A 12602-nucleotide genomic window follows, 5' to 3' on the forward strand; every position below is an offset into this window, starting at 1 on the left:
GATGGTCTCGCAGCGCACGCCCCGGCACCGCTCGGCGGCGGCGCCCGCGCCGTCTCCCGAGTCGTCTCCTGTGCCCGCGTCCTCCGCCGCGCCCGCACGACGGCGCGGCGGCCCGTTCGCCCGGCACCTGCGGTCCGGTCCGCGCGTCGCGGTGACGACGGGCGTCGCCGCCGCCCTGCTGCTCGGCCCTCCGCTGGGCCTCACGGCCGCGACGGTGACGGGCGAGATCCGGCCCGAGCACGTGGGCCCGCTCGGCCCCGTCGTCGCGGCGCTCCCGTGGCAGGGGAGCGCGCCGCAGGAGTGGCTCGCGGGGCGCGACCCGCGCGACGACCGCGCGTCGCGCACCCTGGCCGACGCGCGCGGCGACCTCCCCGCGGACGGCCCGACGGCGCCCGGTGCGCCCGGGGCCGACGACGCGCCGCCCGCGGCGACCGCGCCCGCGCCCGCGGCGACCGAGGAGCCTCCCGCCGACCCGGTGCCGACGCCCACGCCGGAGGACGTGCCGCCCGCCGAGGGCGCGGCGGACCCGGCCGGCCCGGACGGCGCGACCGCGTCGGGCCCGACGCCCGGCACCGGAACGGCCGACGGCGCCGCGCCGGCTGCCGGGACCGCCTCGGCCGCCGGGGCGGCGGCGCCCGGCGGAGCCGGTCCGGCGGCAATCACGGCGGAGGGTGCTGCGGTCGTCGAGCTGACGAACGCGGAGCGGGCCGCCGCCGGGTGCGAGCCGCTCGCCGTCGACGAGCGGCTCACCGCCGCGGCGCAGCTCCACAGCGAGGACATGGACGCGCAGGGGTACATGGACCACACGAGCCTCGACGGCCGCTCGCCGTGGGACCGGGCGCACGCGCAGGGCTACCCGAACCCGGGCGCCGAGAACGTGGCGAAGGGCTACCGGACCGCCCAGGACGTGGTGCGCGGGTGGATGGACTCGCCGGGCCACCGCGCGAACATCCTCGACTGCGGCCTGCGGGAGATCGGCGTCGGGCACGCGAACGGGGCCTGGACGCAGGTCTTCGGCTGGGGCTGATCCCCGCCCCTCTCTTCGGCGGCGCACCGCCCGTCCCGCGTCTCGCGGGAAAGGCCCACGCGCGGTGAATATCGCAGGTCCGCTATCTTATCGCCGGAAAGTGGAACGCTACTGCTCGACGAGGAGTTCAGAATGGCCCCCACCGGACCCGCCGCACCGACCCCGTCCACCGCCGCCCCCGTCGCGGAGGAGCCGCGGCGCGCCGCTGCCCGGCGGCTCCGCGAGGGGCTCTGCGAGCGCCTCGCCGCCTGGTCCGTGCCGGCCCTGCGGGTCGCCCTCGGCCTCGTCTTCCTCGTCTTCGGGGTGCTCAAGTTCTTCCCGGGCGCGAGCCCGGCGGAGCAGATCGTGCGCCGCACGGTCGAGGCGCTGACCTTCGGCCTCGTCGACGGCACCGCCGCCGTGGTCCTCACGGCGGTCGTCGAGACGGCGGTCGGGCTCGCGCTCCTCACCGGTCGCGCGCTGCGGGCCGGGCTCGGCGTGCTCGCCGTCACGCTGGCCGGCGTCCTCTCCCCGGTCGCGCTCTTCCCAGGCGACCTGTTCGGCGACGGCATGACCCTCATGGGTCAGTACGTGCTCAAGGACGTCGTGCTCGTCGCCGCCGCCGGGGTGGTGGCGGCGGCGACGCTCGGGGCCCGGTTCACGCTCGCGGCGGCGGAGCCGGCGCGCGCTCCGGCGGCGTGATGCCGGGGCGGGCCGTCCGCGGCGGGCTCAGCGCGCCGGTGCCGTGACGGTCGCCCGGGCCTCGCGGTCGAGGAGGCTGCGCTTGACGTCCAGTCCGTAGCGGAAGCCGCCGAGGCTGCCGTCCGTGCGCAGCACGCGGTGGCAGGGCACGAACAGGGCCGCCGCGTTCATCGCGCAGGCGCCCGCGGCGGCGCGCACGGCGGCGGGCCGCCCCGACAGCTCGGCGTACCGGGTGTAGGTCACCGGGTCGCCGGGCTCGACCGTGCGCAGCACGTCCCACGCGTGCGCGCGGTAGGGGCCCGAGGCCTGCCGCACCGGCACGGCGTCGATCGCGCGCACGTCGCCCGCGTAGTAGGCCCGGACGGCGGCGACGGTGGTCGCGACGGCGGGGTCGTCGTCGGGCACGGGGGAGACCGTCGCCGGGCGCAGGCCGGGGTGCACGAGCGCGACGAGGTCCGCGGGCTCGTCCGTCCAGCCGGACGCGAGGACCGCGCCGCCGGCGTCGACGACGACCGTGAACGGGCCGTCGGGCGTGGTGAGCGTCGTGGTGACGGCCGGGCTCGTGCCTGCCGTCGTGGTGGTGGTCGGAGCGGGTGCGGTGGTCACGGGGTCTCCTTCGCAGGGGTCGGGGCAGGCGCGGAGGCGCGCCACAGGTGCATCGCGGCGTACGAGCGCCACGGCGCCCAGCGCTCGGCGCGGGCGGCGAGCGCGCGGCGGTCGTCGGGCAGGCCGAGCGCGGCGGCACCGGCGCGGAGCGCGAGGTCGCCGTCGAGCAGGACGTCGGGGTCGTGCAGCACGCGCATCGCCACGTACCCGGAGGTCCACGGCCCGACGCCGGGCATCGCCTCGAGCGCCGCGCGCTGGGCCGCGGGGTCGTCGGCCGGGGAGAGGGCGAGCGACCCGTCGGCGAGGGCGTGCGCGACGCCGAGCACCGCGGCCGTGCGCCGGGCGGGGCCGCGCAGGTGGTCCGCGCCCCCGGCGGCGAGCTGCGCGGGGGTCGGGAACAGGCGTGTCGGGCCGAACCGCGACGCGAAGGGCGTCCCGAGCGCGACGGTGAGCCGCGACAGGTGCGTCCGCGCGGCCGCGACCGAGATCTGCTGCCCGACGAGCGCGCGCACGAGGATCTCGGCAGGGTCCACCGCTCCCGGGACGCGGATGCCCGGCACCGCGCGCACCGAGGCGGCGAGCGCGAGGTCCGCCGCGAGGGCCGCGTCCACGGCCGCCGGGTCGGCGTCGAGGTCGAACAGCCGCCGGACGCGTGCGATCGCGGCCGGCAGGTCGGCCACGGACGTCAGCTCGAGCTCCACGTGGAAGCGCGGCGCGCGCCGTCGGCTCCCGGGCGGCGGCCCGTAGGTGGCCCGGAACGCGCCCGGCCCGTGCGGCAGCGCGAGCGTCCGCGCGTAGGAGAGCAGCGGGCCGTCGAGGTCGACGACCTCGACGCCGTCGACGGCGCGCGCCGCGAGGAACGCGAACACGCCGCGCGCGTCGAACGGCTCGCGCAGGGGGAGGGTGAGGTCGAGCGCGGCGGTGGCGCCGCCGTCGTCCGCGGTGGACCCGGCGGGAGCGGCGGCGGGCGGGCGGCGCGGATCACCGGTCGACGGCGCCCGGTCGGGCCGGGCCCGACGCCGCAGCTCGCCCGGCGTCGTGTCGAAGACCTCGGTGATCGTGTCGTTGAACTGGCGCACGCTCCCGAAACCGGCGGCGAACGCGACGTCGGCGAGCCGCAGGTCCGTCCCCGTGAGCAGCGCCCGCGCCGTCTGGGCGCGCAGCGCGCGGGCGAGCGCGACCGGGCCGGCGCCGAGCTCCGCGACGAGCACGCGGTGCACGTGCCGGGCCGAGTACCCGAGGCGGGCGGCGAGGCCGTCGACGCCCTCGCGGTCCACGACGCCGTCCGCGACGAGCCGCATGGCCCGGGCCGAGAGGTCGTGCCCGAGGTCCCAGCTCGGCGTGCCCGGCACCGCCTCCGGGAGGCAGCGCTTGCACGCGCGGTAGCCGGCCTCGTGGGCGGCGGCCGAGGTGAGGTAGAAGGTGACGTTCTCGGGCTTCGGGGTCCGCGCCGGGCACGACGGCCGGCAGTAGATGCCGGTGCTGCTCACGGCGGTGATGAACTGCCCGTCGAAGCGGCGGTCGCGCGACGCGATGGCGCGGTAGCGCTCGGCGAACACGGGGTCCGTGGTCGCCGGGGGCGTCGCGAGGGTCGTCGTCATGACTCGATCCTCACCCGACGGAGCACGCCCTGGCTAGCGGGATTCGGACACGACGGTGGGCGCCGTCAGACCCGCGCGTCGAGCCAGTCGAGGACCTCGCGCAGGTACGTCGACCGGGCGGGCTCGGGGGAGAGCGCGAGGTCGTGCGCGCCGCCCTCGACCGTGACGACCGTGACGTCGTCGCCCAGCCGCTCGGCGCGCGACGTGATGTGCCCGACGTCGAGCACGCTGTCCGTCGTGAGCAGGGCGTCGTGCCAGCCCGACGCCGGGCCGCTGCGCGCGGACGCGAGCACGAGCACCGGGCAGTCGACGTGCAGCCCGCGCGCGACGCGGGCGTGGCCCCGGCGCACCGCGCGCAGGAACCCGGCGCGCACCGGGAACCCCTCGATCGGCTTCCACGCGAGGTCGAAGTCCCACTCGCCGCCCGTGCTCGCGTGCAGCGCCTCCGCCCAGTGCGGGTCGAGCGCGCCCACGACGAGCCGCGGCGCGACCCGCCCGACGACGTCGACCACCCACGTCACCGGGCCGCGGAACACCCACGGCTTGTTGAGGTCGAACCACGGGCTGTTGAGCACGAGCGCCGCGAGCCGGCCGGGCCGCGCGTCGGCCCACAGGCTCGCGAGGAGACCGCCGGTCGAGTGCCCGAGCACCACGAGCCGGTCGTGCCCCTCGGCGCGCACCGCGCGCGCCGCCGCGTCGAGGTCCTGCGCGTAGACGGCGAGGTCGGTGACGAAGTTCGGGTCGTCGTCGGGCCGCGACGGCGCGCCCGAGCCGCGGCCGATCGAGCGCCCGTAGCCGCGCAGGTCGACGGCGTAGAACCGGTACCCGCGCGCCTCGACCGCCTCCGCGACGTGCGTCTGGAAGAAGTAGTCGATGAACCCGTGCACGTACAGCACCGCGGGCCGGTCGCCCGCGGGCGCCGCGGCGTCGCGCCGCACCAGGGTCGCCACCGCGCCGTCCGGGAGGTCGAGGTCGCGCGCGACCCAGTCCCCGCCCAGCACGTCGGGCCGCCAGGGCCCGTCCGTCCGCGTCGCCTCGTCCACCGCCGCCTCCTCGCTGCCGCCGGCCCGACCCGTCTGCCGTGCCAGGGTCCCACGTCCTGCGTGCTCGCGGCCGCCGACGGGCGGTAGCGTGACGCGGATGACGAGCGAGATCCTCGCCCGCGTCGACGACGGCGTCGGGCACCTCACCCTGGACCGGCCCCGCGCGCTCAACGCGCTCGGGTACACGATGCTCGGCGAGATCGCCGACGTGCTGGACGAGTGGCGCGTCGACCCGACCGTGCGGCTCGTGCTGCTCGACGGCGCGGGCGACCGCGGCCTGTGCGCGGGCGGTGACATCCGCGAGCTCCACGCGTCGGTCGTCGCCGGGCGGCAGGCCGACGCGCGCCGGTACTTCCGGCGCGAGTACGCGGTCGACGCGGCGCTCGCGGAGCTGCCCGTGCCCGTCGTGACGATCATGGACGGCATCACCATGGGCGGCGGCGTCGGCCTCGCGGCCCACGCGCCGGTCCGCGTCGTCACCGAGCGCTCGCGCGTCGCGATGCCCGAGACGCGGATCGGCTTCACGCCCGACGTCGGCGGGTCGTGGCTCCTCGCCCGCGCGCCCGGGCGGCTGGGGGAGATGCTCGCGCTCGGTGCGGTGACGACGGACGCCGCCGACGCGATCCACGCCGGGCTCGCCGACCACTACGTGCCGAGCGAGCGGCTGCCCGTGCTCGGCGCGGACCTCGCCGCGCTCGCGAGCGCGGGCGTCGACCCGCTCGACGTCGAGGCCGTGCGCGACGTCGTGCGGCGGCACGCCCTCCCGGCGCCGGTGTCCGGGCTCGTCGCGCGCCGCGCCGCGATCGACGCCGCGTACGCCGCGGACACGGTGCCGGAGATCGTGGCCCGCCTGCGCGCGGCCGCCGCGGACGGCGACGAGCGTGCGGGCGCCGAGGCGGACGAGCTCGACCGGCTGTCGCCCACGGCGGTCACCGTCGCGCTCGCGGCCGTCCGCAGCGCGCGCGACCTGCCCGACCTCCGGGCAGCGCTCGCCCAGGAGTACGGGCTCGTCTGCTGGTTCGTCGACACGCAGCCCGACCTCGTCGAGGGGATCCGCGCGCAGGTGGTCGACAAGGACCGCGACCCGTCGTGGCGCCCCGCGACGCTCGCGGAGGTCGACCCCGCTCTCGGCGCCGAGGCGCTCGCCTACGTGCCCGCGGAGGCGCTGTGGGACGACGCCCTCGGCCCGCGGCTCGCGCGCCGCGCGGTCGAGGCCGTCGTGCGCCGCTTCAGCGAGGGGGAGCCGACGCCCGACGAGCTCGCCGCGGCGCACGACGACCTCGTCGTCGAGCTCGTGGAGCGGCACGAGGACGGGACCGCCGTCGTGCACCTCGCCGACACGTGCGGCGAGCACTTCCTCGACGGCTACTGGCCCGCGGTGCGGCTCGACGCCGTCGGCGACGTCGTCGAGGTCACCGTCGAGTCCTGAGCGGCCCCCGGACGCGCGACGGCCCGCCCCGGTCTCCCGGGGCGGGCCGTCGTGTCGTGCGGGGTGCGGACCGCTCAGTCGGTCGGCGGGCGCAGGCGCGTCGCGTCGTCGATCTCGTCGTCGGGACCGGCCTGCGCGCCCGGGCCGTCCTGGCCCGCGGGGCCCGGCTGCGGCGGGAGCGGCTGGGTCGGTGCCGGCGGCTGGTGCGGCGGCAGCGGCTGGGTCGCGCCCGGGGGACGGGCGGCTGGGCGGGCAGCGGCGTCGTCGGGGACGACTGGGGGTGCGGCGCGCCGGGGGGCGCGAACGGCGCGGCGCCCGGGTAGCCACCCTGCTGCGGCGGCGCCGGCGGCTGGCCGCCGTACGGGCCACCCTGCTGGCCCGGACCGGACGGCGTCCCGTAGCCCTGCGGCTGGCCGGGCTGGCCCGGGTGCTGGCCCTGCTGGCCGGGGTACTGGCCGGGCTGGCCGGGGTACTGACCCTGCTGGCCGGGGTGCTGGCCGGGCTGACCGGGGTACTGACCCTGCTGGCCGGGGTGCGCGCCGGGCTGGCCGTACTGGCCCGGGTACTGGCCCTGCTGGCCCTGCCCGGGGTACTGGCCCTGCTGGCCGGGGTGCTGGCCGGGCTGACCGGGGTACTGACCCTGCTGGCCGGGCTGGCCCGGGTACTGACCCGGCGCGCCGTAGACGCCCTGCTGTCCGGGCTGGCCGGGGTACCCGCCCTGCGGGAAGCCCGTGCCCTGGCCGTCCTGCGTGCCGGGCTTCGAGCGGAGCACGAGCCACAGCACGAGGCCGATGATGCCGAGCAGCACGAGGCCGCCGACCAGGAACCAGATCCACGCCGACGAGCCGGACCCGTCGGAGCTGTCGGTGTCGGGCGCGGTCGCGCCGTCGTCGGTCCCCTCGTCCGTGCCCTCGTCGGAGCCCGAGCCCGAGCCCGCGGAGCCGCCGGGCACGGCCGAGCCGCGCGCCGTCATCTCGTTGACCTCGCCGACCACCGGGGTCCACGTCACGGTGTTGCCGTCGACCTCGCCGTTGGACTCGGCCACCTCGCCGGGGAACGTGATGGCGATCTTGATGTCGAGACCCTCCATCATCTGCCGCGACATCTCGTCGGTCGCCGCGTCACCCGTGTCTGGGTTGAACTCCTCGCCCGTCATGTCCATCGAGCCGCTCACGACGTACTCGTCGCCCTCGCGGGTGACGGAGATCGAGTCGGCGGCGCCGGTGTCGAGCTGCGCGATCGGCTGGTCGGCGTAGGTGATCTTGGTGCCGGTGTAGCCGTCCTGCGCGTACGGCTCCTGCGTCGCGCCCTCCGGCATCTCGGACTCCATCTCGGAGCCCATCTGGTCCCAGAGCTCCTGGGGGTCCGAGCCCATCGACTCGGCGACCTCGTCCGAGAACGCCATGACGACGCTGCCGTCGAACGTGTCGTCCTCGTTGAGGGTGATGGCCATGTCCATCCTCATGCACCCCGTGAGGAACAGTGCGAGGGTGGCGAGGAGGGCACCGAGGCCGAGTCGTCTGCGCAAGGGTGAGGAGTTCACCCGCCCAGCATGTCGCGGATCGTCGCCCGGGGCGAGGGTCGATGCCGTTTTGAGACGGAATGCGGCCGGACTTCATCCGCTCCGGGGACGCGGGCGAGCGAGGAGAGGCCGCACGGGGGTGCCGATCGAAGTTGAGCGGAATACACTCAACTTAGGAGTCGTTCCACTGGTCAGACCATCTTTTCGAGCAGCACACGGAGCACCTATGGAAACGAAGTTCACCACGATGTCGCAGCAGGCGATCGGCGAGGCGATCCAGACCGCGTCGGCCGCCGGCAACCCCCAGCTCGAGCCGACCCACCTCCTGGCCGCGCTGCTCACACAGGAGGGCGGCGTCGCCGTCGGGCTCCTGGACGCCGTCGGCGCCGACAAGCAGGCCGTCGGGCAGAAGGTGCGCGCGGCGCTCGTCGCGCTGCCCACCGCGAGCGGCTCGGCCGTCGCGCAGCCGACGCCGTCGCGCGCCACGTCCGCGGCGCTCGACGCCGCCGCGAAGGAGGCCCAGGCGCTCGGCGACGAGTACGTCTCGACGGAGCACCTGCTCCTCGGCATCGCCGCCGGGTCGTCGCAGGCCGCGACGATCCTCCAGCAGGCCGGCGCGACCGCCGAGGCCCTGCGCTCCGCGCTGCCCGCCGTCCGCGGGAGCGCGCGCGTGACGAGCCCCAACCCCGAGGGCACCTACAAGGCGCTCGAGCAGTACGGGACCGACCTCACGGCGCGCGCCGCCGAGGGCAAGCTCGACCCCGTCATCGGGCGCGACTCCGAGATCCGGCGCGTCGTGCAGGTGCTCAGCCGCCGCACCAAGAACAACCCGGTGCTCATCGGCGAGCCGGGCGTCGGCAAGACCGCCGTCGTCGAGGGCCTCGCCCAGCGCATCGTCGCGGGCGACGTCCCGACCTCGCTCCAGGGCAAGCGCCTCGTGTCGCTCGACCTCGCGAGCATGGTCGCGGGCGCGAAGTACCGCGGCGAGTTCGAGGAGCGCCTCAAGGCCGTCCTGGAGGAGATCAAGTCCTCCGACGGCGAGGTCGTCACGTTCATCGACGAGCTGCACACGGTCGTCGGGGCGGGCGCGGGCGGCGAGGGCGCCATGGACGCGGGCAACATGCTCAAGCCCATGCTCGCGCGCGGCGAGCTGCGCCTCGTCGGCGCGACCACGCTCGACGAGTACCGCGAGTACATCGAGAAGGACCCGGCGCTCGAGCGCCGGTTCCAGCAGGTGTTCGTCGGCGAGCCCTCGGTGGAGGACACGGTCGCGATCCTGCGCGGGCTCAAGGAGCGGTACGAGGCCCACCACAAGGTGACGATCGCCGACTCCGCGCTCGTCGCGGCGGCGTCGCTCTCCGACCGGTACATCACCGGGCGCCAGCTCCCGGACAAGGCGATCGACCTCGTCGACGAGGCGGCGTCGCGCCTGCGCATGGAGCTCGACTCCTCGCCGATCGAGATCGACGAGCTGCAGCGCGCCGTCACGCGCCTCGAGATGGAGGAGGTCGTGCTGTCCGAGTCGACCGACCCCGCGTCGCTCGAACGCCTCGAGAAGCTGCGCGCCGACCTCGCGGACCGTCGCGAGGAGCTCGCGGCCCTCACCGCGCGGTGGGAGGCCGAGAAGGCGGGCCACAACCGCGTCGGCGACCTGCGCGCGAAGCTCGACGAGCTGCGCGTCCAGGTCGAGCGCGCGATCCGCGAGGGCGACCTCGAGACCGCGGGCCGCCTGCAGTACGGCGAGATCCCGCAGGTGCAGCGCGAGCTCGACGAGGCCGAGGCGGCCGAGCAGGCCGACGACGCGTTCGCCGCGTCCGGCCCCGAGGCAGCGCCGATGATCGCGGACAAGGTCGGCGCCGACGAGATCGCGGAGGTCGTGTCCGCGTGGACGGGCATCCCCGCCGGCCGCATGCTCCAGGGCGAGAGCGAGAAGCTCCTGCACATGGAGGAGGTCATCGGGGAGCGCCTGATCGGCCAGCAGGCCGCCGTCCGCTCGGTGTCCGACGCCGTCCGCCGCTCGCGCGCGGGCGTCGCCGACCCGGACCGCCCCACGGGCTCGTTCCTCTTCCTCGGCCCCACGGGCGTCGGCAAGACGGAGCTCGCGAAGTCGCTCGCCGACTTCCTCTTCGACGACGAGCGCGCCATGGTGCGCATCGACATGTCCGAGTACTCCGAGAAGCACTCGGTCGCCCGGCTCGTCGGCGCGCCCCCGGGGTACGTCGGCTACGAGGAGGGCGGCCAGCTCACCGAGGCCGTCCGGCGTCGGCCGTACTCGGTCGTGCTGCTCGACGAGGTCGAGAAGGCGCACCCCGAGGTCTTCGACATCCTCCTGCAGGTGCTCGACGACGGCCGTCTCACCGACGGCCAGGGCCGCACGGTCGACTTCCGCAACGTCATCCTCGTGCTGACGTCGAACCTCGGCTCGCAGTTCCTCGTGGACCCGATGCTCGACGACGCGGAGAAGCGCGAGGCCGTCATGAGCACGGTGCGGGCGTCCTTCAAGCCCGAGTTCCTCAACCGGCTCGACGACGTCATCGTGTTCGAGCCGCTGACGATCGAGGAGCTCGGCCGGATCGTCGACATCCAGGTCGCCGCGCTCGGCCGGCGCCTCGCGGACCGGCGCATCACGCTCGACGTGACGACGGCCGCCCGCGAGTGGCTCGCGCTCGAGGGCTTCGACCCGGCGTACGGGGCGCGCCCGCTGCGCCGCCTCGTGCAGCGCGAGATCGGCGACCGCCTCGCGCGGATGCTGCTCTCGGGCGACGTCGCCGACGGCGACGTCGTGCGGGTCGACCGCGACCCCGAGGGCGACGGTCTCGCCCTCGGCACGGAGATCCTCACAGCCTGATATCCCGCTCGGCTGCCCCCGCGCCACGTGCCGTCGTCGAACGGCTGGCACGTGGCCTGGGGCGGGGTCGTGCCCTGCCCGCCCTGCGGCAAGGGCCGCGCTCTCGAGCCTTGCGGAGCGGGTGCGGCCGGGTGCCCGGGACGACGTCCGTGGCCCCGCCCGGACCGGCGCCGTGAGGCATCCTGATCCTCGAATCGCTTTCACGCGGACCTGCGCACCGATCCGTCATCACGGTCACGATGCGTCACGTCCATGGCTTGCCAGAGGCGACCCCCGGGGAGTCGCGCCGTCCCAGGTAACGCTGCCCGTCCGCGTCCCCGGCGGCTCTTTGTTAGCACCTCAGATTTAGGTCTTGTGGCGCGCGCACTGGTGTGCAATCCTCGAGCCAGCCGCCCAGGGGGACGGCAAGACAGGGGAAATCGCGATGAAGCGAAGATTGGTCTCAGCCATCGCGGCGTCAGCCCTCGTGATCGGTGCAGTCGTGGCAGTGCCTGTCACAGCTGCGGCGACACCCGGGATCAACAGCTGCCACTTTCAGATCTACGACTGGGCGACATACACCGAGACCTTTCGTGGAAACTGTGGGCTGACGCGTGCGCGGTTCGACTATCGCACCACCAACGGTGGGGTGTTCCAGGACATCGCCTACTGGCACACATGGTCCAAGACGAGTCGTTACCCGTCGTCCTGGAGAGTCGCGAACTACGGCCAGGTGTGGGACCGCAATCAAACCAGCGGGTGGAAGGTGCCGTGATCGTATGACGGTGCCGGGACGATGGTTGTCGACCGTCGTCGCTGCGGTTGCTCTCCTGTCCGGCTGTTCCCAGAACGCCGGGCAGGAGGGCCCGTACGCAGCAGAGTTCGATGCTGCATACGAGGCATCGACGTCCGATTTCGAACGGGGCGTGCTGCGCGACGGAACCATCTCGGACGCGGAGATGGTCGAGGCTCGGAGCCGACTCGTCGCGTGCTTGGAAGACCGTGGCGTCCCGGTGGAAGCTCTCGGTGACCGGTATCGGCTCGGACCGTTCGAGGACGAAGCGGAGTCCCGAGGCGCGGACTCGATCCTCGCAGAGTGCGAGACCGGGACGACAGCGCTCATCGAGCCTCTCTATGCGGCTGTCCTCGGGAATCCTCAGGACGAGGACGTGACCACCGCCGTCGCAGAGTGCATGGTCCGGCACGGTGCGCGAGGGGCCGACTACTCCGCCGACGACGTCGTCCGTGAGATCGATGAGGGGGCTTTCGACGGGCTCGAGCCGGACGCATGGGAAGTGCGCTGCATGAGGAATCCGGATTCGTGAGAAGAGGTGCCCGCCGTGCCGCGGTATCGCTGCTCGTCGCGTGCGCCGTCGCGTCCGGGGGCGCGTGCACGGCTCGTCCGGCGGTTCCTCCCCTGACGCCCGAGGAGAGCCGTGAGCTCGAGGACGCCGCAGAAGCTGGGACGGTCGATCTGCCCGAGGGTTTTGCCTCTGACGGGGTCGTCCGAGATCGGGTGCTCGACGAGTCGCTCAACGATGTCCCGATCGGTTTCTCCCGCGAGTGGGGGCAGGCCTTGGGGAGGCCCGTGTTCGTTGTCTATGAGTTTGTCGGCTCGTGCGGGGGCGAGCCGGAACGCGGATGGACCTACGTCTTCGACGCCGACTCGGAACCGGAGTGCATTGTCGAGCCGACGCCCGATGAAGCTCTCGGGAAGGTCGTGGACCTTGCCGATCGCTCGGTCGGCTCGCGTGGTCCCGTCGTCGTGGTGATGGACCGCGACCGCTCGCTGGTCGTCGATCTCGCGAAAGACTGATCCAGGCAGGAACCTCTCGGAGTGCCTGGGTTCGAAGAAATGCAGGGGTG

Annotated in this window: 11 protein-coding genes; 7 read left to right on the top strand and 4 right to left on the bottom strand. The window is 74.9% G+C overall.

The features are described from left to right. Position 1: 1 nt before the first annotated feature. A complete protein-coding gene (locus BJP59_RS00240; protein WP_194521846.1) occupies positions 2–1027 on the top strand; it encodes a CAP domain-containing protein in 1026 nt (341 codons plus the stop codon). Positions 1028–1159: 132 nt separating this feature from the next. After that, entirely contained in the window at positions 1160–1708 is a 549-nt protein-coding gene (locus tag BJP59_RS00245) for a DoxX family membrane protein (protein ID WP_194521847.1), read from the top strand. Positions 1709–1735: 27 nt separating this feature from the next. On the opposite strand, the gene BJP59_RS00250 is transcribed toward BJP59_RS00245, so the two are convergent. From BJP59_RS00250 to BJP59_RS00260, 3 genes are all read right to left on the bottom strand, one after another. Continuing rightward, the gene (locus BJP59_RS00250) at positions 1736–2314 is read right to left on the bottom strand and encodes a methylated-DNA--[protein]-cysteine S-methyltransferase (RefSeq protein ID WP_194521848.1); all 579 of its coding nucleotides are present in this window, start codon (positions 2312–2314) and stop codon (positions 1736–1738) included. Further along, complete coding sequence (locus tag BJP59_RS00255; RefSeq protein WP_194521849.1) at positions 2311–3915, bottom strand: AlkA N-terminal domain-containing protein; 1605 nt, start codon at positions 3913–3915, stop codon at positions 2311–2313. Before BJP59_RS00255 ends, BJP59_RS00250 begins: the two co-directional genes overlap by 4 nt. 65 nt (positions 3916–3980) lie before the next feature. Next, positions 3981–4958, bottom strand: a complete 978-nt coding sequence (locus BJP59_RS00260; protein ID WP_194521850.1) for an alpha/beta hydrolase — start codon at positions 4956–4958, stop codon at positions 3981–3983. A 97-nt stretch (positions 4959–5055) separates the two neighbouring features. Between BJP59_RS00260 and BJP59_RS00265 the strand changes: the two genes are divergently transcribed. After that, the gene (locus BJP59_RS00265; RefSeq protein WP_194521851.1) at positions 5056–6387 is read left to right on the top strand and encodes a 3-hydroxyisobutyryl-CoA hydrolase; all 1332 of its coding nucleotides are present in this window, start codon (positions 5056–5058) and stop codon (positions 6385–6387) included. Here BJP59_RS00265 and BJP59_RS00270 read toward each other — a convergent pair. Further along, complete coding sequence (locus tag BJP59_RS00270) at positions 6371–7840, bottom strand: LppM family (lipo)protein (RefSeq protein ID WP_194521852.1); 1470 nt, start codon at positions 7838–7840, stop codon at positions 6371–6373. The genes BJP59_RS00265 and BJP59_RS00270 overlap by 17 nt on opposite strands. A 295-nt stretch (positions 7841–8135) precedes the next feature. Between BJP59_RS00270 and clpB the strand changes: the two genes are divergently transcribed. From clpB to BJP59_RS00285, 4 genes are all read left to right on the top strand, one after another. Continuing rightward, a complete protein-coding gene (gene clpB / locus BJP59_RS00275; protein ID WP_085386655.1) occupies positions 8136–10757 on the top strand; it encodes an ATP-dependent chaperone ClpB in 2622 nt (873 codons plus the stop codon). Between the two features lie 628 nt (positions 10758–11385). Further along, a complete protein-coding gene (locus BJP59_RS20100; protein WP_255541862.1) occupies positions 11386–11511 on the top strand; it encodes a hypothetical protein in 126 nt (41 codons plus the stop codon). A gap of 25 nt (positions 11512–11536) precedes the next feature. After that, complete coding sequence (locus BJP59_RS00280; protein WP_194521853.1) at positions 11537–12061, top strand: hypothetical protein; 525 nt, start codon at positions 11537–11539, stop codon at positions 12059–12061. Continuing rightward, positions 12025–12552: a hypothetical protein gene (locus BJP59_RS00285; protein WP_194521854.1), complete on the top strand. Its 528-nt coding sequence runs from the start codon at positions 12025–12027 to the stop codon at positions 12550–12552. The genes BJP59_RS00280 and BJP59_RS00285 overlap by 37 nt, the downstream gene beginning before the upstream one ends. Positions 12553–12602: the final 50 nt, after the last annotated feature.

The organism is Cellulosimicrobium sp. JZ28 (assembly GCF_015327065.1).
Classification (GTDB): Bacteria; Actinomycetota; Actinomycetes; order Actinomycetales; family Cellulomonadaceae; genus Cellulosimicrobium; species Cellulosimicrobium funkei.